This is a genomic window from Croceibacterium segetis, from assembly GCF_011320115.1.
Lineage (GTDB): Bacteria > Pseudomonadota > Alphaproteobacteria > Sphingomonadales > Sphingomonadaceae > Croceibacterium_B > Croceibacterium_B segetis.
This window is the reverse complement of the sequence record NZ_JAANOZ010000016.1, coordinates 19,891-42,498: the sequence shown is the minus strand read 5'-3', so window position 1 is coordinate 42,498 and position 22,608 is coordinate 19,891. Positions and strand designations below refer to the sequence as shown.

Genomic DNA, 22,608 nt, shown 5'->3' with positions numbered 1-22,608 from the left:
GCACCAAGGAACGGAAGATGACCAAGACCTGGCTCGGAGCAGCCGCCTGGAGCAAGCGCGAGGCCCACGCCGGCGACCGCCTGCCTTATGCGCGGTTGGTCGACGAAAACACGATCCTGCTGCGCGACGGCTCGCTGATGACGGCGCTGCTGGTTCCGGGACTGCTGTTCGAGACCGAGGACAGCATGACCCTGAACGCCCACGCGGCGACGCGCGAGGTCATGCTGCGCTCGAACCTAGACGCGCGCTTCGTGCTCTATCACCATGTGATCCGCCGCCGGGTGAGCGTCGAACTGCTGGCCAGTTTCGACGATCCGCTGTCGGCGCACATCGACCGCCGCTGGCGCGACAAGCTGGCAAGCGGCTCGCTGTTCGTGAACGACCAGTTCGTGACCCTGGTGCGCCGTCCCGCGCGCGGCAAGGCGGGGCTGGCCGAGCGCGCGGCGAAGCTCTGGCGCCGCGCAGGCCAGCGTGGGGGCCGCGAGCCGATCGAGGCCGATCCTCGGGAGCTGCGCAGCTTGCGCGCCGCGGCCCAGGCGCTCGCCGCATCGCTCGGCGACTACGGCGCGCAGGCCCTCGGCGACTACCAGGGGCCAAGCGGCGCAACCAACAATGAGCTGCTCGAGCTCTTGAGCGCGCTCTACAACGGCGAGATGCGCCCGGTGCGGCGACCCGCCGACGACACCGACATCGGCCGCATGATCCCCTATCGCCGGGCCAGCTTCGGGCTCGATGCGATGGAGCTGCGCGGCTCGGGCGGCAGCGACTTCGCCGCGATGCTGAGCCTCAAGGACTATCCCGACGCCACCTCGCCCGGTTTGCTCGACGCCTTGCTGCGGCTGCCCTGCGAGATGGTCGTCTCCGAGAGCTTCGCGCCTCACGAGCGGCAAACCGCGCGCGAGCGGATCGACCTGTCGCTGCGCCGCCTGCGCTCGGCCGACGAGGAGGCGATGAGCGAGCGCGCCGACATGCTGGCCGCGCGTGACGCGCTCGGCGCCGGCTCGGTCAGCTTCGGCGATCATCACCTCAGCGTGCTGGTGCGCGAGAGCGACCTCGAGCGGCTCGACGACGCCGCCGCGGCCTGCGCCGCCGCGCTCGCCGACACCGGGGCGATCGCGGTGCGCGAGGATACCAATCTCGAGCCGGCGTTCTGGGGCCAGTTTCCCGGCAACGAGGCCTTTCTGGTGCGCCGGGCGATGATCTCGAGCGCCAACATGGCGAGCTTCGGCAGCTTGCACGGTTTCGCGCTCGGCAAGGCCGAGGGCAATCACTGGGGCGACGCGGTGACGCTGCTCGAAACCACCAGCGCGACGCCGTTCTTCTTCAACTTCCACCACGGCGACCTCGGCAACTTTTCGATCATCGGCCCGTCGGGCTCGGGCAAGACGGTGGTGATGAACTTCCTCGCCGCACAGGCGCAGAAGTTCTCCCCCCGCACCATCCTGTTCGACAAGGATCGCGGCGCCGAGCTCTTCATCCGTGGGATCGGCGGACGCTACGACCGCATCCGCGCGGGGGAGCCGACCGGGTTCAACCCGCTCGCGTTGCCCGACAGCGCCGCCAACCGGGCCTTCCTCCGCGACTGGTTCGCGGTGCTGCTCAAGGCCGAGGGGCCGGAAGAGCTGGCAACCGTCGCAGCAGCCGTCGATGCCGCTTACGCCAACGCCTCGGCGCTGCGCCGCCTGCGCCATTTCCGCGAGCTGCTCTCGGGCGCCCGCCGCCCGCAGCCTGGCGATCTCGCCGACCGGCTGAGCCCGTGGATCGAAGGCGGCGAGCACGCCTGGCTGTTCGACAACGAAAATGACCGGCTCGATCTGGGCAGCCGCGTGCTCGGCTTCGACATGACCGCGCTACTGGAATCGCCCCGCTTGCGCACTCCGACGATGATGTACTTGTTCCACCGCATCGACGAGCGGCTCGACGGCAGCCCGACGATGATCCTGATCGACGAGGGTTGGAAGGCGCTGGACGACGAGGTCTTCGCGGCGCGTATCCGCGACTGGCTCAAGACGCTGCGCAAGCGCAACGCGCTGGTCGGCTTCGCTACCCAGAGTGCGCGCGACGCGCTCGACAGCAAGATTGCCACCGCGCTGGTCGAGCAAACAGCGACGATGATCTTCCTGCCTAACGCCAAGGCGCGCGCCGAGGACTATTGCGACGGCTTCGGCCTGACCGAGCACGAGCTGGCGCTGATCCGCAGCCTGCCTTCGCACAGTCGCGCGTTCGTGATCCGCCAGCCCGATGCCTCCGTGGTGGCGCGCCTCGATCTCTCGGGCGCTCCCGAAGTGCTGACGGTCCTCTCGGGCCGAGAAAGCGCCGTCCGCCGGCTCGACTTGCTGCGCGAGGCGGTCGGCGACGACCCGGCCGACTGGTACCCGGCATTGACCGGCCGTCGCTGGCCAGGCGCCGGCGCTAGCGAGGAAGAGTTCGACTTGTGGGAAGCGGCCGAATGAGCGCCGCTTCATGCCAACAGGCCGTCGAGGGCGTGGGCAACGGCGTTGCCGCGAGCCTCCGCGGCGTCGATTGCGCGGCGGGGCAGATGGCAGAGGCGGCGTTCGGGCGGCTGTTCGGTACCCACGGCGCGCTGCTGCCGGCGCTGACGATCCTGCTGACCATTTACGTCGCTCTGTTCGCTTTCGCCCTGGTTACAGGGCGCAGCCGCATCGGCATCAACTCCATGACCTCGCGGCTCGTCACGATCGGGCTGGTGCTGACTTTCGCGACCAGCTGGATCGCCTATCAGAGCGTGGTCTGGAACCTTGCCACCGGCGCGCCGAACGAACTTGCCGGAATCCTCACCGGCACTCCCGGCAACGCCACCGACGTCTTCGCCGCCAAGATCGACGTGGTGTTCCAAAGGCTCAACGAGGCTGCGGGAAACGGCGTCGCTCCGACCTCCACGTACTCTCCCCTTGGTCTGATGTGGCTCGGCGGTACGCTGATCCTGCTCGGCACGGTCGGCATTCTGGCGACCTCGCGCATCGCCCTCGCGGTGCTCCTGGCGCTCGGGCCGGTGTTCGTCGTGCTGGCGCTGTTCCCCGGCACCCGCGGGCTGTTTACAGGCTGGCTCAAGGGCGTGGTTCTGCTCGCGCTGGCGCCGCTGTTCGCCGTGCTCGGCGGCTCGTTCATCCTTGAACTCTCGATTCCGATCCTTTCGTCGCTGGCGCCAGTGATGCCGGGGCAGATTGCTCCTCAAGCCGCCATGGCGTTCTTCCTGCTGGGAGCGGTCCACGTCGCGCTGATGACTCTCGTGCTGAAAACAGCCGCCACAATGGTCGGTGGCTGGGACGTTTTCGGCCTCGCGTCCAAGCACTCGGCGGCGTCCTCGACGATTGCTGATCCGCGCCGTTCGGTTGAATCCCACTCGGTAGGGTCGGCCGCCGCAGGTCAGGCGCGAGCGGCCAGTTCAGCCCCCCGCCCCCTTATTCGCTTCGCCTCGAGCGGGCAAGTTGGTGCGAATTTCGGCGGCGGGATGGCGGCCCGCACCGACATGGAACGCGGCAGGCCCGCGATGCAACCCGCGGCTGCGACCGCCGGGCTGCACGTTTCACGGGCTCGCGGAGTGGGTAGCCGGTTTCGCTCGGCGCGACCTCGCCAGATCGGGAAATTGAAATGAGATTCGCTGTTGTCGTTGTAGCGTTCATCGCCACCGCTTCCTCTGCTTGGGCGGAGGATCCCCGGCTCGTGGACCTTGCTTACAAGCCGGGGCAGATTGTTCGGATTGAGGGTCGTTCCAATGTCCAGGCAACGATCCGTTTTGGCGGCGACGAGCTGATCGAGAACGTCGCCATCGGGGATTCGAGCGACTGGCAAGTGACGCCCAACAGGCGCGCCACCACGCTGTTCATCAAGCCTCTCGTGGACCGGGCGACCACCAACATGACGGTGATCACCGACAAACATGTTTATTTATTCGATCTGATCGCAAACCCGGCAAACAAGAATCCAATCTATATGCTGTCTTTCAGCCATCCTGGCGAACCCGCGGGGACCCAGCCACCTCAGCCGTCTGCGGACAAAACAATCGAAACGCCCACTACAATCGAGATGGCGGCCGCAAGCGACCCCTACGCCGTCGTCGACCCCGCCCAGCTCAACTTCGCCTGGGCCGGATCGGGTGACAAGAAGCTCCTTCCGGCACGCATCTACGATGACGGGGAAGCGACGTTTCTGACCTGGGCGAGCCGGAGCGCTATCCCCGCGATACTCGTCAGAGACCGGAATGGAACTGAGGGACCGGTCAACTTCGCAGTCCGTGGCAACGTGATCGTAATTGATGGCGTCCCGCGCGAGATCATTCTGCGCTCGGGCCGTGAAGCGGCCACCATCAGCAATAATGGGCCTTTGCCCGCGCCGGCCATACTGGCCCAGTCCGAGAGGTGAAGAAATGAAGCTTGCCATGCGCCTCGCCGCCAAGCCCAGGCAGGCGGACAACGACCGCGATCCGCGCGAAGGTGAATCCGCCGAGATCATTGATCTCGCCAGCCGTGCCGCCTATCCTGCGGTCACGCAGCGCAAAGGCAAGTCCGACGCGCTCGGCCTCGCCGCCGGCGTTGCCGTAGTCGCGCTGCTCGGTATGGCGACCTTATGGGGCTTGAATTCGGGGCGTACGGCGGACAGGGAGCCTGCCGCGTCGCAGGCGCCTCAACAGGCCGCTGCCAGCCTGCCCCAGCCGCCTTTAGCGCCGGTTGGATCTCCCTCCGTCGTCGATCCGATGCCCTCCTCGCCTCCACCTTCGCCGCTGGCGCCGGTGGTCGCTGTGGCACCCCAAGCTCGGCCACTGCCCGCCGCCAGACCATATCCGTCTTCAACGGTAATCTTCGACTCAAGCGCGCTTCCCGAATCAGTGGCCTCGGCAGCGGCGCCTTCGGCACCGCCAGGCGAGGCACCAAAGGCGGCCGCCATCGGCGATTTTGCCGCTCGCATTGGCGGTGTGGGCGGCGGGCCTGCGACAGCAGCTACCAATTTCGACCCGACAACGACAATTACGCAAGGCACCATGATTCCGGCTATCCTGGAGACCGCGATCAACACCGATGTGCCTGGTTATGCGCGCGCGGTGGTCAGCCAGGACGTGCGCAGCTTCGACGGCAGCCGCGTGCTCGTGCCGCGCTCGAGCCGTCTGATCGGCCAATACCAGTCGGGCGTGCAAGGCGGACAGAAGCGCGCCTACGTCATCTGGACGCGGCTGATCCGACCCGACGGGGTCTCGGTCGACCTTGCCTCGCCAGCGACCGGCTTCGACGGCAGCACCGGGCTCGAAGGCAAGGTCAACAGCCACTTCTTCCAGCGCTTCGGATCGGCGATGCTGCTCTCGGTGGTGGGGGGCCTCAGCGCCATCGGCACCGGCGGTGCCAGCCTGATCCTCGGCGGAGGCCAGAGCGCCGCGGCGACGGCGGTCCAGCAGGGCGGCACCATCGCCCCGACGATCCGCGTGCGTCAGGGCGAGCCGATCCGCGTGTTCACTGCGCGCGACCTCGATTTCTCGCGCGCTCCGCGCCTGTGAAGAGCGGAGCATGAGCGCCGAAGTCCACCGGTTGGCCGGAGCCGCGGCGGAGGCGCTTGCGCCAGGCGGCAGCGCTTACCTCGAGGCCTATCTGCAGCCGTTCCGGCGCTGGCTCGACCGCGACACGGTGACGGAAATCCTCGTCAACCGGCCCGGAGAGGTGTGGATCGAGGATTCGCAGCACATCGGGATGCAGCGGGTCGAGGCGGCGGAGATCGACGATCGCCTGGTCCAGCGCCTCGCCGAGCAGGTCGCCCGGGTCAGCCATCAGGGCATCAACCGCGAGCACCCGCTGCTCGGCGCGACCCTGCCCGACGGCGCGCGCGTGCAATTCTGCGGCCCGCCGGCGACGCGGCGCCATTGGGCGATGGCGATCCGCCGCCACCGCCGGCTCGACCTTCCGCTCGACGCCTACGTTTCCGGCCCCATCGGAACCGCTTCGGAAGCCGGGATGCCCGATTCCGCCGCCGAGCCGATCGCCTTCCTGCGCGCCGCCATCGCCGCCAGGAAAACCATCCTCATCTCCGGCGGCACCAGCACCGGGAAGACGACCTTCCTCAACTCGATGCTCGGGGAAATCCCGGCGGAAGAGCGCGTCGTCCTGGTGGAGGACACGCCCGAGCTGCGCCTGCCGGGCGCGAACGGCGTCGGGCTCGTCGCGGTGAAGGGAGAACTCGGCGAGGCGCGCGTCACAGCCAACGAACTGCTCCAGGCCGCCCTTCGCCTGCGCCCCGATCGCATCGTGCTCGGCGAATTGCGCGGCGCCGAAAGCGTCAGCTTCCTGCGCGCGATCAACACCGGCCATCCGGGCAGCTTTTCGACCATCCACGCCAACAGCTTGCGCGGCGCGCTCGAGCAGCTCGCCTTGATGGTGATGCAGACCGGCATCGGCCTCAGCCGGACGGACACGATCGAGTACGCCGTGTCGGTGATCGACGTGATCGTCCAGCTCGGCCGCGTCGACGGGAAACGAATGATTCGTGGTATTGCCCTAGCCAGTGATTTGACCGGCTAAAGGGTGGGCCGACGTTCTGATTAATTGTTCACTGAGAAGGTGACTTGCTGAGTAGCGGGATCAAGCTTTGCCTGGATGCCGGCAGCGGCGAGCGTTTTCAAACTGACGAACTTCGAGGCTGCGCTGGAAGACGTCATCCACACGAACAGCGGTCGATCGAAATGGTCTTCAAAAAGAGAGACGAGGTCGCCAAGCCTGATCGCAACCAGCTCATTGTCGTGAACGATCAGAGAGGATTCACTAACCTCGCGCGGCGCGGCTGCCGACGGCCGCACACTTTGGACAGTTCCCGTCCCTAGCTGAGCATGGCCGCGATCGACGAGTTGCTCCTTTTGCGCGTAGCGCTCTTTCACATGGTCGAGGTGCGTCTTGATCCGGCTTACCGTTCCCCTGCTCTCAGCTGGAAGAACACGACTTGTGCGTGCAACGCTCGCTGGGACCGGATCCGTGCGCTGAAGCTCGACCGCAGCCAAGGGCGCAACGCCGCTATGCTGGACCGCCAATTCGGTATCGCTCGCTTCACCAGAGCTGCTCTCATTCAAGGTACGAGTCGGACTGCCCGAAGCTGCATTGCCCTCCCCCGGCGCTTGGGTTTTCGCCTCAATCGCCATTGGGGTCGCTGCGGGCCGCGCCAACATCCCGTACTGCCCATCGGCTATGATCGCACTGTCTGGCAGCACGTCGACGATAAGCTGCGGGACCGGCGCGCTCGAGAGTGTCATGGTCGTCGGGACAGCCTGTAGACCACCCGTTTCGCTGCTCATGGTAGGCGCAACAGCTCCTTCCGAGCGCTCAGCTGGATCATGCCAACTCTCCGCCGACAGCCGAGTCACGTCGCTGTTGGTGGTCGCCGCACAGTCCGACTGACAAGCACTGGCCTCAGGTGAACGTGGTGGCCGATCAAGGCTGGGAGGAGTGTCGGGCTTTCGATCGTATCGCCCCGCCGCTTCGAGCCGTGGCAGTTGCACAGTCAATGCGGGAACTTTGGGGCGAGACGCGGGACTGGGTCCAAGAGGTCCATGGCTCAGCCCATTGCCTCCGTCGCCCCCGGTCGGCGGCGAAGGGGTCAGCCTAGCAGGAACGCGCCCGAACTGCGCATTGTCAAGCTCGAACAAAAATCCCGGTTCGACTGCGCGCCCAACATCTCGCACCGCTGGGTCACTTTGGCGCAAAGGACCACTCGCGGCTGCGGGAACGTGCAGCGCCTCGATGTCGCCTCCCCCAAAGGATATGGCGACCACCGATACCGTCCCAAGCGTCGCCAGAAGAGGAAGGCCGAACTTTCGACCGTTCGGACCAACCCGCGGCGCTACCATGTGGGATGGGCGGGCCTCGCCGACCGCGTATGAGGAAAAGGGATACTTTGTGCTGCTGCCGTACATGAGCGATGCCCTGGATACGCTCCAGAGTGAAGGCCGAACGAGGCAATCGCAACACAGCGCCTGACAAACTTAGTGGAAAAACGCAAAATCAATGCGTTCGGTTTGCCGAAACTTGCCGAGCCCAAAAACAGGAGCCCCAGAACGATCTGGGGCTCCCAAGTGCAGACATCAAATTTACAGGCACCGCGCGTGCGGTGTCGAGACGCTTCGTTACGCGAGCTTCAGACGCATGCGCTTCTGACGCTTTTGGCCGCGGAGAGAAGCTCCGATGAAGCCGAAGCCGAGCAGGAGCAAAGCCCAGATGGCGGGCTCGGGCACCGCGGTAACCGCGAAGTTATCGGTTTCGAATGCATTCTGCGAGGACCAGAGCCTTAGCCCGCCAATATTGCCTTGGGTGGTTCCGCTGAACGTAAGCGTGGCGAGCGGATTCGTGGCCGGATCGTGCTGATCTCCGTCGGCAGGCAAAGCGGCATCGCTCCCCGTGAAGGTCGCAATCACGTTGTTGAGCCGGTCCAGAACTTCGAGGGTGTTATAGGTATCGACCGAACCCCAGATGAAGGATATCGAGGCAATTCCTGCGAAGCTCGACAAATTCAGCACGCCAGGCGATCCATCGCTCGGCCCGACCGTCCAATAGCCGCCGGTGCTGCCGTACGGTTGAGCCGCAACACCGGAAGGAGAGGTGGTCCTCACCGCTCCGCCTGTGATCGGAGCGCCAGGCGCGTCGAAGTTATAGGTAGGTGTCGGTCCGGCATAGGGATCCGAGCCATTCACAACCCCCAGTGAAACCTGCGCAGACGCAGGAACAGCTACAAACGCGCAAAGCGCAGCCGCCGTGATCATTGTCTTCTTGAGCATATCAGTCACTCCGAAATAAAGAAATTCAACTCTACGTCTCACAACTCTTCATTGCGGCTCAGACTTGCGCGCCGCGACCCGCGAGCGATCCCATCGGTTGGGCACTCATAATGCAGGCGACTCGACTCGACGACTCATCCCCTGTCGATAGCTATGTTGATAACTTAGCGGGCGCTAAGGTGCGAGTCAGAAAATTCGCGACTCCGGCTCAACTCCGTGTCAAATCGGGACTGGGTTACACGGCTCCGCTAATTCGGGTGTGCTCGGGGCTCGTTTTGTGCTTGAGTTGGCAGGCGACATATGAACGAAGCTTTGCCTGCCGTCGCTGCAAGTGACCTTGGAGACGTGAGATGGAAACCGTTTGGGATTGGCTGACGATCTTCATTTTCGCAGGTCTCGTAACTCTGATGTTGCAAAGGTCGAGCGAGGAGACGCCGAAGGATAAATTATGGCAGTACATGCCTGCCGCCCTTGCCTGCGCCCTCGCCAATTACCTTGGAAACGAAGGCGTGGTCTGGGCCGCAGTGGTGATTTTACTCGCGACGTTGGCTTACGTGCTGATCGTCCTGAAGGTTCGCCTTCCCTGGGCTTAAGTTGTGGCTTTCGAGCACCATCCCATTAGCTGCAGGCCGGAGAGACGCTCGTGAACGTTTTTACGCATGGCTTATCAAACCCGCGATCCGCCAATTTGGGCGGGCCGCCAGCAGGGCGGCCGACTCGCGAAAAGCGCCTCATTCTATATTGCCTGTCACTCCTGTTTGACTGTGCCTCCCTGATCCTGGGGTATGCAATCGCGCTAAAGCTGCGCGATGCCATGTGGCTCGACAGCGGGGGGCAGCCGATCATTGCCATCGCCCTCCCCTTGTTTCTCATGTTCGAGATCGCTCGCGAAGTCCAATCGATCGAAGCGCTGGAGAGCCGCTCGCTGGCCATACAGCGAAGCCTGAGCGCATTGTTCGCCACGGCTCTGCTCGTCCTGGCGCTGTCATTTTTATTCAAGGCCGACGACATCTCGCGTCTCGGCTTTTTCGTCACATTCGGAGTGGCCGGGCTGCTCGTGGTCGTCGGCAAGCTCATCCTCGATCTGCTGTTCGATCGCTGGATGGGCGGTGCATCAACCGCAACGATCGTGTTGCAGGACGGCTTGCCGGCGGAGCCACGCGTCGGCTGCGACTTCGTGGATGTGGCGGAGCAAGGGCTTTGGCCGGACCTCAATGAGCCCTCGTCTGTCGACGCGCTATCGCGGCTGATCGCACCCTACGACAGAGTCGTGGTAAGTTGTCATTTTGAACGGCGCGCTGCCTGGGCAACCTTTCTCAAAAGCCAGGACGTCGGCGGCGAAATTCTCCTCGACCGAGATTTGCTTCACGGTGCTGTGGCGGTGGGAACTTACGGATTGGATGACACCCTGATCCTCTCGCGAGGTCCGCTAAGTTTATCCAATCGAGTGCAAAAGCGGGCCTTCGATCTGGCGGCGTCGATCGTCGCGTTGGCCGTCTTTGCGCCGTTGATGGTAATCGTGGCCATTCTGATCAAGCTGGAGAGCCCCGGGCCGGTCTTTTTCCGGCAGGTCAGGGTCGGCGAGGGAAACCGCCAGTTCAAGATCTACAAGTTCCGCTCGATGCGGCTCGAGAGCGCCGACAGGCACGGACACGTATCCACCCACAGAGACGATCCGCGGATCACGCGGATCGGCAAATTCATCCGCCGAACAAGCATCGACGAACTTCCGCAGCTGTTCAACGTATTGCGCGGCGAGATGAGCATGGTCGGGCCGCGGCCGCACGCGCTCGGGTCGCTCGCTGGCGAAACACTCTTTTGGCATGTCAGCCAGACCTATTGGATCCGTCACGCGCTAAAGCCCGGCATCACCGGCCTCGCGCAGATCCGGGGCTTCAGAGGGGCGACGGACACCGCGGAAGCGCTTCAGAGACGGGTTCGAGCGGACTTGGAGTACGTTTCCAACTGGTCCCTCTCGCTCGACATCCTCATTCTTCTACGCACGCTTCGGGTTGTGGTGCACAAGAACGCCTATTGATTGGGCGGCGCGACCTGCGGCGCCGTTTCTGACTCAGAAACTCGCCCAACCCACGCCTTCAGACTGTGTGTGTGAGCTCTTTCGGGTCGCACTCGATGCGGCGCTGCTCACGAGGGCCTGGAGCCATCCTTCCTAGGCCGAAATATGGCGCGACGCCTGACCGGCGTGCAGCCTCATGGACAATCAAGGGCAGGAGAACTCCCGCGACGACGGTGATGGCGAGTAGCACAAGGCCGCCAACCGGGAAGACTATCTCGAGCAGTTCCCTGACGCCCGCTGAAAAGATCGTATGCATCAGGTATATCGAGAGTGAAGCCTCGCCGAGATAGGTGACCGGGCGCACGCGACGGACAAGGTACGCCGCCGCGACCGTCAAGGAGATTCCCACACCGGCCATGGCGAACTTTGCCAACGCCGCAAGGTCGAGCTGACCGAAGACTGCGGCTGCTATTGCCGCCAGGAACACGCCGAGAACGAGCCCTCCGCCTGCCTCAATCTCCCGAGTCGGCGCGCCAGCCAGAAACCGGGGCGCCAGCACGAGGCCTGTGATAAACCATGGAAACTGCGTCCAGAAGGCCGGCACGTTGATCGGCGGCAGCGGCCCCAGGAGCATCCAGCCACTGAGCAATGTCAGCAGAGCAACGCGCGGCCAGGTGAACGCGGCCAAAAGTTGGCAAAAGAACAATACATATAGAAACCAGAGGTGCTCGATAGGATGCAACCAAATCCACAAGATGGCGTCGTAGTCGAGAGGAGAATTGACGCGTGAGGCGAAAAGGGTCTCAAGCAGCCAATAAATCGCCGACCACAACACATAAGGGTAAATGACCGTGCCGAATTTGCGGCCCAGGTAGGATTTGCGAGATTGGTTGAGAGACTTCACGCTGACCAGGCCGGCCAGAAAGAAAAATAGCTGCATGTGAAAGGCATAGACCAGGGTATCGATGGCTTTGAATGCGCCAAGGAACGGCAATACATCGACCAAGGCACGAGCCCCGTGAGCATAGACGACGAGAACAATGCCGATACCGCGGGCCGCATCGAGCCACATCAAGCGGCGAGCGACGGTGGCGGCCGGTTCGCCTGTAATCTGCCGCATTGGCTGCGCAATCGCCTCGCATGTGTCCATTTCAATCTCGCATGTCCGGAGCGGACCAGCCCTAATCCATTAAGTCGCTGTCTCGTCGAAGGACCGATCGACGGCTTGACTCGCGCCCCGCCATCTCTCTCGAGGCATGAAGACGTAGTCCCCATCCTCCCATACGCGCGGCATTGGCAAAAGGTGTAAGCGGCTCCGCCCTTCAAGGCCAAGCCGCTGTCCTTGGTAACCCAACCCTTCGAGCCAAGAGCAAAGATTGAAGGGTTCTTGTCCGTCTCGCGCGAGATGTCGCGCGATCATCTCCATCACTATCATTGGACGGACCCGCTCCAAGGTTCGCCGCAAACCAAGCAGGACGTGGGCCTCAAATCCTTCGACGTCGATCTTGATGAGTTTTGGCGCTCGGCCCTGCAATATCGAATCGCCGATGCGCACGGGGCACGGCGAGGAGTGCCCTTCGCTTGCGGTCGCTGGCGCGGTGAAAGAGCCCTCCCCACTGTTCGCGCAGGGGACAAAGAGCTGTAGCTCGCCGTCCTCGTCACCCAAGCCACACGCATGTAGTTCAACGTTCGTGATTCCGTTTCGCCGCAGGTTGCGTTGAAGGATCTCCCTCGGCACGGGATTCGGTTCAAACGACATAACTTTGCCGGTGTCACCCACCAGACGCGACCCAAGAAGCGTGATCATCCCTTCATTCGCGCCCACATCGACGAAAAGATCTCCGTCTCGCAATTCCTGCTGAAGCAATAGCTGCGTGGGAAGGTCGTAAAAGCGCTCGAGAAAGAAGGTCGATCGATTGGACCAACCCGCAATCCGCACGGACATTTCGTAACTGTGCAGTTTTCCGCGTACCCAACGCTCAGGCTCGCCCTGCCAAAGCCAATCGCGCTTGTAGGCGCCTACGAGTACTCGATACAGCACGCCCCAAGCTGGGAGTTCGCGCCGAATGTATGGTCGCGCTAGGACCATGATGGCTTTTCTATAAAGCGCTCTGAACGTCACCACGCTCTACCAGCAGCTGTCGAGAGACCAGAGCGGTTCATGAGACGACGCTCACTGGTGCACCTTGCGCCTGACCATCGATGATCCCGCTGGCCAAAAGCTGGCGCCGCAGCACAGCTTTGTAGGCCCGGTTAGGATCGTAGAACTGTGCCTGTAGAGGACTACAGTTGCTCACCTTGGAATTGTAAAGGGCGTAATCCTCGGCAAGCTTGAGCAGTGCGTCGCTATACCCTTTTACGTCGTTGGGAGGGACGCCGAGGCCGGCGTCCCCGAGAGATAACAAGGCAGGGCACACGGGAGAAGTCACAAAAGGCCGACCGGCCAGCACAGCTTCGACGCATGTCTTTGCCAAGCCCTCCTCGAAGTCGCTTCGGGTGGGGACGATGACCACATGCGACGAGCCAAGCAATCGAGCAAGCTGGTCTTTATCGCAGAAACCCAAGACTCTTACCGATGCTTCCAGACCACGTTCGTGTATTGCGGTGATGAGGGCCTGCTCCTGCGAGCCCTCGCCGCAAACGTCGAACCGGAACTCGCCTGGGCGTTCGTTATGCAAGCGTCCGGCGATCTCAAGCAGATCGAAAATCCCCTTGTTCGCTTCCACTCTTCCGTTGAACAAGACCACGAATGGCCGCTGCACATGATCGGCTGCCGCAACGGCATCAAAATGACCCGGTGAATACGTTGGCGTGATAACCTCAACATCAAATCGCTCACTTTTCGCCAGTCTTTTAAGCTGACTTGCCACCACACCGGAAATTGCCATGGCACGCCGCACACAAAAACGCAGGAATAGCCCGTCCAGCCAAAGTAAGAGGCGCACGTGTCGCGGGGTCGAGCCGTAGGGGCGCCACATGACGCAATGAGCCGACGGAATGATCTCCGTGCCAAGCATCTTTGTGTAGAGGAGTGCGAACCAGTAGTTCTGGTGCGCGGTTATAATGAACGCATCTGGCCTGAAGCGGATGAGGCTCGGAGCAAGAGCAAACATCGAGACAATTATAGCAAGGTGGTACCTTAGCCCACCAGTTGTAGGGGGCGGCCGGTTCTCAATGATTACCCGTCCGATCGTTTGTCTGCTTGATTTTCCCGGCAATGTGGTGATTACCAAAGCTTCGGCTTCGAGTTCGCTGCACAGCTCATAGAACTGCATGAGATAGCTTGTGCCGAACAGCTTGGTATGCTGGCCCGCTCTCCACCTCTCGTAGACCTCGGCCGCATCAACAGGGCCGCTTAAGTACGCCAGTCTGATCTTTCGCGTGTTCATTATCCGCCCATTGGCTGGAGATTTCTCGCCTAGCGGCGTAGGGAGGAAGAGCCAAGCGCGCTTGTAAGAGAATGGCGCCAAACGGAGCGGGTGTCTCATTCGGGCGCACGTAAACGAGCAGCTCTTGACGAAAACGTAAGCTCGCGGCGCAGTCACAACCGGGGTGGATGTGGAAAAGTGGAGTCACTTTCGCTCGTGCTTGCCGGATCGGATCGGCGCGACACAAGATGGGCAACTTAGTGTGGAGCCTCTTCCTTGATCGATTTGAGCGCCTTGGGAATCGTCGCCATAGGACGCAATGAAGGGGAGCGGCTGCGCAGTTGCCTCTCGTCAATTCCTCAAGACACTCGAACGGTTTACGTTGACAGCGCGTCGACCGACGACAGCGTAGCAATCGCCCAATCGCTCGGGGCTGAAGTGGTCCACCTCCACCTGTCGACCCCGTTCACGGCGGCGCGCGCGCGCAACGCGGGATTCGCGCGCCTGGCCGAATTGGCACCCAAGGTGAAATTTGTGCAATTCATCGACGGCGACTGCGAACTCGAGCGAACCTGGCTGGGGACGGCGCTTGACTTTCTTGAACGAAATCCGCAGGCGGCCGCGGTCTGTGGCCGGCGCCGCGAACGTCACGTCGATGCCTCGATCTACAACCGCCTCTGCGACGACGAGTGGAACACCCCTATAGGTGAGGCCGAAGCATGTGGGGGCGACGTGATGATGCGTGCGGAGGCGTTCAAGGGCGCGGGCGGATACGACGCGGCGCTGATCGCCGGAGAGGAACCTGAACTGTGCGCGCGCCTGCGCGATCGCGGCTGGCAGATTTGGCGGCTCGATGCGTCTATGACCGTTCACGATGCGGCGATGGAGCGGTTTTCCCAGTGGTGGAAACGCGCGCTGCGTAGCGGCTACGGCTACGCGCAGGTTTGGCACAAGACGCGCAGCGCTCGCAGCGGCGGCCTTTACGGGCGCGAACTGTGGCGCGCGGTGGTCTGGGCAATCGGAGTACCGTTGGCGGCCGTGGCCGCAGCGCTCGCCTGGGGCCCGCTAGCGCTACTGTTGGCTCCGCTTCTCTGGGTGTTCCAGCTCGGACGCCTTGGGCTTAGGTACGGCTTCGTGAAAGGCGCGCACTTGCTCCTGTCAAAGGCCGCGGAGTGCATTGGTGCCGCGCGATATGCGCAGGCGGCAGTGCTGCGCCGGCAGAAGATGGCCATCTATTACAAATGACCCGCATCGCCTATCTGGTCAGCGAATACGCAGCGCCGTCGCATACCTTCGTCCGGCGCGAGATCGCTGCGCTGCGCCGGCGCGGCCTGACAATCCTGCCGTTCACGATTCGCCGCGATGCGACAGCCGCTGATGAGGAAGTGCCGGCGGTGCTGGGCATCCCGCGCCACCGCTTAGTCGCGCGCGCGGTGTGGGTAATGCTCGGGGCGCCGCGGCGTAGCGCCCGAACTTGGCTGCTCGCTCAGCGTCATTGTGCACCGGGACTGCGCGGACGCCTGTGGGCGCAGTTCCACTTTCTTGAGGCGCTGGTGCTGGCGGCGATGCTGCGCGAAGCCGGCGCCGAACGGTTGCATTCTCATTTCGCCAACAGCGGCGCGACGGTTGGAATGCTGGCGGCACAGTTCCTCGCCATCCCCTGGAGCCTGACGTTGCACGGGATTTCCGAGACTGACCCGCCTGCAGGCGGACTGCTCGCCGGAAAGATCGAACGGGCCGAGTTCGTTGTATGTGCCAGCTGGTTCATGCGCGCGCAGGGCATGCGGGTGGTGCCGCCCGCACAGTGGGACAAATTCCACATCGTCCGCTGCGGTATCGATCCCCCTGTCAAACTGGCGGAGCCGGCCCACGGGCGCACGCGTACACGATTCGTTACTGTGGGCCGGATTTCTGCGGAGAAGGGCTATCCCGGTCTGCTGTACGCGCTGTGCGAGGTGATCGCCGTCGGCATTGATGCCGAGCTGGTAATCGTCGGCGACGGACCGCTACGCGGCGAGCTCGAGCAGTCAATCGCGCGCTCGGGCCTGGCCGATCGCGTCGTATTGCGCGGAGCGCTGCCAGAGTGCGAGACACTGCGTACGGTTGCCGCGGCCGACGTGTTCGTGCTTGCCAGCCTAATGGAGGGCCTGCCGGTAGTGCTGATGGAGGCGATGGCGCAGGGGGTGCCGGTCATCGCGCCGCATTTGGCCGGAATTCCCGAGCTTGTAAGCGACGGCCAGAACGGGCTACTGTTTCGCCCTGCGGACTGGGACATGCTCGCCAATTGCATGCACCGCCTCGCCGTCGATGCCGGCTTGCGCGAGCGACTTATTAGCGAAGCTAAGCAGCGTATTAAGGACGCCTTTACGATCGACGAGGCCGTCGAGCCGCTTGTCGACCTTTTCACGAAAGAGGCGCCAAGCGCCGGTTAGGTTGCGGGTGGGTTATGTTCGAACGTGTCCATAGCCGCCGCTGTCTGCCCGTTCCGCCGCACGGTTCGACTGATTTCCTTGGATTAAACCTTAGCGGCAATCTGATCTTAACCGTTGCTGTTATACTGCCACTAGCCATCAGACGAGGATCGTTTGGCGAGTTGGAGGGAACATTGGAGAGCAACTTTTCACGACGGCGCTTTCTGGGAAGCGCGCTCTCCAGCGGAACGGGTCTCTCGATCGCCATCCTCCTGGGCGGCTGCGATACGGGGTCGAGCGATTCCGCGGGAACTCCGAGCACCGCCCCGGCCAAGCGTCCGATTACCTTAAAGCGACCTACCGAAGCGATCTGGAAGCGACTCCGCGTGGGCGCTGGTGGTTATGTCACCGGGATTAGTATCGCCAGGGACGGTACTAAGGTCGTCCGCACCGACACGCACAATGCCTACATCTGGAACGACCAGACCAAAATCTGGGACGAGTTGCTCACGCGCAAAACTTTGCCGGAGGGTGACGTGCCGTTTCCCTCTTACAGCCAGCAAAGCGACGGCGGTAAGTCGGATGGTCCGGGCTGCTGGGAAGCCGCAGTGGCCAACAGCAATTCCTCAGTGATCTATGCTGTGTGGAACGCCTGGTGCTATCGCAGCACCGACCGTGGGAAGAGCTTTCAAAAGACCGCGCTGCCACGGATCTATGCGCGCGCCAACGACCAGAACTTCGCTGGCGGGATCGAGCGCGTCATGGGACCCAAGATGGCCATCGACCCTGCCAACGCGAACGTGGTTTGGCTGTCGGGTGACATGGGCGACGGGCTGTGGGTCACAAATGACGGTGGCGGTAGTTGGACGCAGAATTCCCGGCTGCCCCAACCAACCGATGGGACCGCGTCGAAGACTAGCTCGGGGCCGTACCTCGTCGCATTCGACCCGAGCTCGCCGATCATCGATGGCAAGACCCAGGGCATCTACGTGGCCGTTTATGGCCACGGACTGTTCCGGTCGCAAGACGGGGGGGCGACTTTTGCTCAAGTACCTGGCGCGCCAATCGCGTTCCGGCGCCTCACCTGTGACCAGCTCGGCCGCGTGTGGATTTGCGACACGTCGACAATGGCGCAGCCGATCAAGAAGTACGAAAACGGCACCTGGACGTCGCACGGTTCGTCGAACGCGCGGCTGATCGACGTCGCGGTCAACCCGGCCAACCCGGCGCATATCGTTGCTTGGTCGAACGCGCTGATCATCGTGCAATCCAAGGACGGTGGGGCGACGTGGCAGCAGTGGGTCAGCCATAGCGACCCGAACATGAGCAAGATCTCGACGACCGCCACCGACATTCCGTGGCTGGCGAAGTCGGTGAACAACGCCGGCCTGTCGATCGCGGCCGCTGCGTTCGATCCCTCGAGCGGCAAGTGCTACATCGCATCAGGCCTCGGGGTGTTCTTCGTCGAAAGCTACCCGGACACCAGCGCCATCAAGTTCGAGCTGGTTTCGCAGTCATGGGGCATCGAGCAGCTCTGCGTCTGGCGCATCATGGCGCCGCCAAGCGGCGCGCCGCTGACGGTGCAGCTCGACCGCTCCGCGATGAAGCTGTCCAACCCTGACGTCGCGCCGGATACTTACGGCCCCAACATCGGTCTCAAGGACGGCTTCGACCTCGACTATTCGTCCAGCGATCCATCCTACGTCGTGATGCTGTGCGCCAAACTGGGCAACTTTTCGGCATACTCGCGCGACCGCGGCGAGACCTGGACGTACTTCCCCGGCAAGGGCCTGATGTCGGCGTCGCCTGGCGGCTCGATCGCTGTGAGCGAGCCGGGAAACGTCGTCCATGTGCCGAGCAACAACGGCGTGGCTCGCTATACGCTCGACGGCGGAGTGACGTGGCTACCGCTGTCCATCCCCGGTCTCCCGGCGACCGACGGCATCGAGACCGGCTGGGGCTGGCTGTGGGCTCTCAACCGCAAGATTCTCTGCGCGGACAAGGTCCAGGCCAAGGTCTTCTACGCCTACAACTACGGGCCTTCGGGCAAGCCTGAACTGGCGGGGCTGTGGACGACGACTAACGGCGGCGTCACTTGGACAAAGGTAAAGGCCGGCACGATCGGTCAGTGGACGACCTATCACACCCAGATGAACTCGGTCCCCGACAATGCCGGTCACCTGTTCTTCACCGCTGGCCGGGAGCAGAACCAACCGCTCTACCGCTCGACCGATGGCGGCGCCACATGGAGCGAGGTTGCCAACGTCAAAGACGTCATCACGTTCGGATTCGGCAAGGCCGCCAACGGAGCGCAATATCCGGCGGTGTTCATCGCCGGCAAGGTGGGCGACGTGTACGGAATCTGGCGTTCGACCGACGACTGCAGCAGCTGGACCAAGATCGGCGAGTACCCGCTCGACGGCATCGACGCTCCGGTGACAATGGCGGGCGATCCCAACCTGTTCGGCCGCGCTTATGTCGGATTCGGTGGCTCGGGTGCTGCCTACGTCGACTCTGCCGGAGTGTAAGGCTTGGGTACTTTGTGCAGGGAACCCAACATTCCCCGCTTATCCTCATGAACGAACCAAAAGTTCCAGTTGGCCGAGTAACCTAGTTTCTCGAAAGAGTCGGCCTCGGGCAACGCTTCGAGCACGCCATCGGCGAGCCGATACACCTCGTAGCCGAGTCCGCGCATGAACCTGAGGAAGTCGGTTATCCGGGTGCCGAAACGACCGTGCAGGTGGTTGATCTCGCAGATGACTGTCGGCTTCGACGTCTTAAGCAGCCCTTCGGCACCCCGTAGCGCTGGCATTTCAAGCCCCTCGATGTCAATTTTGATCCAGTCCGGAGCTGGAAGGCTCTTCTCGGTAGCGAAATCATCGAGCCGGACCAACGGCACTTCGCGGTCGCCAGTCTCGCTAACGTGGTTGCTCGAACGCTTCTTCGTCGTCATGCGGACCACACCGGACGTCTCACCGACTGCGACGGCATGGACGTTTTCAGCGGACATCTGATTCAGCGCGAGGCTCTGGAGAAGTTCCTCGGGTTGCGGCTCGAACGAATGGACCTCGATCCCGGGAAAGCGGTGCCTGAGGGTGATCGTATAAACGCCTCCGTGCGCACCGATGTCGTAGAAAACCTGCCCATCCTTGATGCGGTGAAACAGCGCCAGACGAGTCGTGTTCTCGGCGTTCGGCTCCCAGTCGATGTTACCGGTGCTGCCAAACTCGAGCGGGTGATAGGTGAACCAGCAGCCCTCGAACAACGTGGCAGGGCCGTCTGGGCCTAGCCGGTAGGTTGGCGGTGCGGGATAGCGGCGATGCAGCCAACCAAGCGCCCCGATGAGAGCCGCATTGGCCGCGCGGTAGGCAAGTTCGCGGACTCTAATCATGCTTCAACGTTCCTAGGCATGCGAATTATGGCGAAATGTCCCGCCTCCGGCAGGTGCTAGAGAAGAAACGGAAGGTTGAGCGCTGAGCGAGCCAGCGCCACAAGACCAATCACACCAAAAAGAATGGCGGTCGCGGCCGCGTCCTGCCCCAGGAACGCAAACGAAGCGCGCCTTTGCTGGGGGATGGTTGCAAGATAACGAACGACGTCGCTGGCCGAAATCGCCGCAATCGCAGCCACCATTCCATAGACGCTCACCGCCAACGGCAGCGCCACTACCAGCCAGACCAGCTTGGCGCCGTTCGAGAACGAGGCGGCCTGCGGCCGACTGAGGCCGAGCAGAGAGGATTCCGCGGTCGAGGCGAGGACCGCGAACCAGACGCCGACCGTGAGGATCGAGGCCATCCAGCCCGCCGCGTGATAGCGGTGATCGAACAGCAGGTTGACCAGCAGGTCGGCCGAGCCCGCGAGCCCCCCGACCGCGAGCGCGGACGCCGCCAGGAACCGCAAGCGGATCGCGCCAATGTCGCGGCGGACCTGTTCGCGCGGCAGCCCCGCCTCGGCGGCGATGTGCGGGAACAGGATGCTGTTGTTGAGACGGATGAAGACCGCGTTGACGATGTCGGTGATCGTGCGGGCGATCGCGAAGATGCCGAGGAGCTGAAGCGAGATGACCGCCGGGAAATAGATCCGGTCGAGGTTCATCGTCACGAAGAACACGGCGGACGACAGCGTGATCCACTTCCCGAACGAGAGGATCTCCGCGAAATGGGAGCGATCGAGCGTGAACCAGTGATTGAGCTGCTGGAGTCGGAAACTCCCGGCAACGTTGACCAGACTGCCGAAGACTAGCCCGATCACGAGTGCCCAGACGGAAGGATATACAAACGCGACCGCGACCTGAAACACCGAGTAGAGCAGCGCGGTGACCACTTCGAACACCGCCACCCTCGGGAAGTTCATGCGGCGCCGGAGCAGCGGGAGAGCCATCGAAGTGAAGCCGGTGATGAGCAGAGTCGATCCGGCCGCGGGCAGCACGTAGAGGAGTTGCGGAATCTCGTAGATGGCCGAGATCGGCACCGCGAGCGCCGCGCACAGCAGGAACAGGCCGAGGCCGCGCCAGATCTGCAGCGTCCACGCGGTATTGTAGAACGCGGGCTCCTCGCCACGGGGCGAGCGGATCACGCTCTGACCTATGCCGATGTCCGACAGCAGCTCGGCACCGGTGCGGACCGTGTTGACGATCAGCATGATTCCGAACAGCTCGGGGGCGAGGAGCCGCGTGACCGCCATGCTAGTCGCGAACCGGATGACCTGCGCCACGCCGTAGCCGCCAAGCGTCCAGGCCGCAGCAGATGCCAGCTTCCGTGCCACCCCTGCGGCTGGCGCGGCAATTGCCGCGCGCGCCTCGTCCGGAAGCGCAGCACGTGTCCCCGCGCGCGATGCGTCGTCCGCGGTCATGAAGCTGCCGCGCCTTCGATTGCCTGAAGTCATTTCACCAGTACCCGGCCCCTGCTCCCTTGCGCATAAGCATGGTCGCTCTCAGGAAGACCACCAGGTCGAAACCCGCGCCGAGGATCGCAACCGCGCAAGATCGCAGCGTACGCGCCTGCGCCGGCGAGTTGCGCATCCGCCGGAGCCGCCGAGACACGAAGCGCGCCTCAAGCGGAAAATAGCTGGCCTGCATGCGGTCGCGAATCAAGTTGTTTACCCAGCCAGGGTCCTCGTCGTTCCTTCGCCTGACATAAGCCGAAACGTCGACACCTTGCTCACGCAGCTGCCGGATATGATCAAAGAGGAGGATGTTCACTGCGGTGCCAATCGCCAAACGCACGTTGTGGCGAACAACGCCACCGAGGTCGCGCATGGATTCGAATACGTGATAAGCGCCTTCGACGAATAGCAGGCGGTCGAGCTTCTCGGACTGCTCGAAGTTGGAGGTCAAAAGCATCGCCCGCAGGAACCCGTCTTCGCCAGGAAGTCCGATCGGCATCCAGATCCGGCGAACCTCGGAATAACGCACGCAGTAGCACGCGCCCGCGATCGCAGTGCGCGGGTCGGTCGCCGTTCCCGTAGCGAACTTGATCAACTTCTCAACCAACCCGCTGGGTTGCTCGAGTTCGATATCCTTGACCGACCGGTCGACAGCAACGACGGCGTTGGGCGAGGCCGCGAGCTCTTGCACCATCAACTTGAGCGAGCGCCGTTCGGGAATGCGGATGTCTCCATCGAGTAAGATCACAAAATCGGTAGCGTCTGGTACTATTCGGTGGATAAATTCGTTCCACGCGTTCGACTTGCCTCCTTGGAGCAGTTCATGCACGGTCGCGTCCACGCCGAGTTGCGCGAACTTGCCGGCGTCGAACGACTGGCGAGCGACCTCGACGGTCCGGTCGGTGCAGGCGTTCGCCACGACGTGCACCTGCACCCGCAGGTCTCCTTCGGTGAGCAAAGTCTGCTGTCGGAGGTCGTCGATAACCTGGGCGATCCCGGCTTCTTCGTTGCGCGCGAGAATGCCTACGGATACGTTCAGGAGGGCCTTGCGCATTCGCGTCGTCTACAAACGCTGCCTTGGCAAGACAAGGAAGCGGGCGGTATCACTACAACACGTCCCGCGTGGGTACACCTCAACGCCGGCGCTACTGCCCGCCGAGCATTCAG

The 22,608-nt window shown here is 62.9% G+C and carries 18 protein-coding genes; 10 read left to right on the top strand and 8 right to left on the bottom strand.

Going from position 1 to position 22,608, the window contains the following annotated elements; translation table 11 throughout:
- Positions 1-17 precede the first annotated feature (17 nt).
- Genes G7B69_RS14510 through virB11 form a run of 5 tightly spaced genes read left to right on the top strand, consistent with a single transcriptional unit; the run spans position 18 to position 6,521 of the window.
- A complete protein-coding gene (locus tag G7B69_RS14510) occupies positions 18-2,453 on the top strand; it encodes a VirB4 family type IV secretion/conjugal transfer ATPase (RefSeq protein ID WP_166180555.1) in 2,436 nt (811 codons plus the stop codon).
- Entirely contained in the window at positions 2,450-3,616 is a 1,167-nt protein-coding gene (locus G7B69_RS14505) for a TrbL/VirB6 family protein (protein ID WP_166180553.1), read from the top strand. The genes G7B69_RS14510 and G7B69_RS14505 overlap by 4 nt, the downstream gene beginning before the upstream one ends.
- Complete coding sequence (locus tag G7B69_RS14500; protein WP_166180551.1) at positions 3,613-4,383, top strand: TrbG/VirB9 family P-type conjugative transfer protein; 771 nt, start codon at positions 3,613-3,615, stop codon at positions 4,381-4,383. The genes G7B69_RS14505 and G7B69_RS14500 overlap by 4 nt, the downstream gene beginning before the upstream one ends.
- Positions 4,384-4,387: 4 nt before the next feature.
- The gene (locus G7B69_RS14495; protein WP_166180549.1) at positions 4,388-5,506 is read left to right on the top strand and encodes a TrbI/VirB10 family protein; all 1,119 of its coding nucleotides are present in this window, start codon (positions 4,388-4,390) and stop codon (positions 5,504-5,506) included.
- 10 nt (positions 5,507-5,516) lie between these two features.
- A complete protein-coding gene (gene virB11 / locus G7B69_RS14490; protein WP_166180547.1) occupies positions 5,517-6,521 on the top strand; it encodes a P-type DNA transfer ATPase VirB11 in 1,005 nt (334 codons plus the stop codon).
- A 20-nt stretch (positions 6,522-6,541) separates the two neighbouring features.
- Here virB11 and G7B69_RS14485 read toward each other — a convergent pair whose 3' ends face one another.
- Together G7B69_RS14485 and G7B69_RS14480 are read right to left on the bottom strand one after the other, a co-directional pair.
- The gene (locus tag G7B69_RS14485; protein ID WP_166180545.1) at positions 6,542-7,285 is read right to left on the bottom strand and encodes a hypothetical protein; all 744 of its coding nucleotides are present in this window, start codon (positions 7,283-7,285) and stop codon (positions 6,542-6,544) included.
- Positions 7,286-8,113: 828 nt separating this feature from the next.
- Positions 8,114-8,761 carry an Npun_F0296 family exosortase-dependent surface protein gene (locus G7B69_RS14480; RefSeq protein WP_243415203.1) on the bottom strand — a complete coding sequence of 216 codons (648 nt, stop codon included), beginning with the start codon at positions 8,759-8,761 and terminating at the stop codon, positions 8,114-8,116.
- Between the two features lie 350 nt (positions 8,762-9,111).
- On the opposite strand from G7B69_RS14480, the gene G7B69_RS14475 reads away from it, so the two are divergent.
- Both G7B69_RS14475 and G7B69_RS14470 read left to right on the top strand, forming a co-directional pair.
- On the top strand, positions 9,112-9,354 hold the full coding sequence (locus G7B69_RS14475; protein ID WP_166180541.1) for an XrtV sorting system accessory protein: 243 nt from the start codon (positions 9,112-9,114) through the stop codon (positions 9,352-9,354).
- 50 nt (positions 9,355-9,404) lie between these two features.
- The gene (locus tag G7B69_RS14470; RefSeq protein ID WP_166180539.1) at positions 9,405-10,799 is read left to right on the top strand and encodes an exopolysaccharide biosynthesis polyprenyl glycosylphosphotransferase; all 1,395 of its coding nucleotides are present in this window, start codon (positions 9,405-9,407) and stop codon (positions 10,797-10,799) included.
- A 58-nt stretch (positions 10,800-10,857) separates the two neighbouring features.
- Here the strand turns inward: G7B69_RS14470 and G7B69_RS14465 are convergent, their stop codons facing one another.
- The 3 genes from G7B69_RS14465 to G7B69_RS14455 form a co-directional block, all read right to left on the bottom strand.
- Complete coding sequence (locus tag G7B69_RS14465) at positions 10,858-11,898, bottom strand: acyltransferase family protein (protein WP_166180530.1); 1,041 nt, start codon at positions 11,896-11,898, stop codon at positions 10,858-10,860.
- Between the two features lie 69 nt (positions 11,899-11,967).
- Complete coding sequence (locus G7B69_RS14460) at positions 11,968-12,723, bottom strand: FkbM family methyltransferase (RefSeq protein ID WP_166180529.1); 756 nt, start codon at positions 12,721-12,723, stop codon at positions 11,968-11,970.
- A gap of 214 nt (positions 12,724-12,937) precedes the next feature.
- Positions 12,938-14,167 carry a glycosyltransferase family 4 protein gene (locus G7B69_RS14455; protein WP_166180528.1) on the bottom strand — a complete coding sequence of 410 codons (1,230 nt, stop codon included), beginning with the start codon at positions 14,165-14,167 and terminating at the stop codon, positions 12,938-12,940.
- Between the two features lie 255 nt (positions 14,168-14,422).
- Here G7B69_RS14455 and G7B69_RS14450 point away from each other — a divergent pair, with 255 nt between their 5' ends.
- The 3 genes from G7B69_RS14450 to G7B69_RS14440 all read left to right on the top strand — a co-directional run bounded on the left by G7B69_RS14450 (position 14,423) and on the right by G7B69_RS14440 (position 19,085).
- Positions 14,423-15,391 carry a glycosyltransferase family 2 protein gene (locus G7B69_RS14450; protein ID WP_207786038.1) on the top strand — a complete coding sequence of 323 codons (969 nt, stop codon included), beginning with the start codon at positions 14,423-14,425 and terminating at the stop codon, positions 15,389-15,391.
- The gene (locus G7B69_RS14445; RefSeq protein WP_166180527.1) at positions 15,388-16,578 is read left to right on the top strand and encodes a glycosyltransferase family 4 protein; all 1,191 of its coding nucleotides are present in this window, start codon (positions 15,388-15,390) and stop codon (positions 16,576-16,578) included. The genes G7B69_RS14450 and G7B69_RS14445 overlap by 4 nt, the downstream gene beginning before the upstream one ends.
- A gap of 365 nt (positions 16,579-16,943) precedes the next feature.
- On the top strand, positions 16,944-19,085 hold the full coding sequence (locus G7B69_RS14440) for a WD40/YVTN/BNR-like repeat-containing protein (protein ID WP_166180526.1): 2,142 nt from the start codon (positions 16,944-16,946) through the stop codon (positions 19,083-19,085).
- Here the strand turns inward: G7B69_RS14440 and G7B69_RS14435 are convergent.
- Genes G7B69_RS14435 through G7B69_RS14425 form a run of 3 tightly spaced genes read right to left on the bottom strand, consistent with a single transcriptional unit; the run spans position 19,061 to position 22,495 of the window.
- Positions 19,061-19,948: an FkbM family methyltransferase gene (locus G7B69_RS14435; RefSeq protein WP_166180525.1), complete on the bottom strand. Its 888-nt coding sequence runs from the start codon at positions 19,946-19,948 to the stop codon at positions 19,061-19,063. The two genes, G7B69_RS14440 and G7B69_RS14435, sit on opposite strands and share 25 nt — an antisense overlap.
- A 56-nt stretch (positions 19,949-20,004) precedes the next feature.
- Positions 20,005-21,408: an oligosaccharide flippase family protein gene (locus G7B69_RS14430; RefSeq protein ID WP_166180524.1), complete on the bottom strand. Its 1,404-nt coding sequence runs from the start codon at positions 21,406-21,408 to the stop codon at positions 20,005-20,007.
- Between the two features lie 34 nt (positions 21,409-21,442).
- Entirely contained in the window at positions 21,443-22,495 is a 1,053-nt protein-coding gene (locus tag G7B69_RS14425) for a glycosyltransferase family 2 protein (protein ID WP_166180523.1), read from the bottom strand.
- Positions 22,496-22,608: the final 113 nt, after the last annotated feature.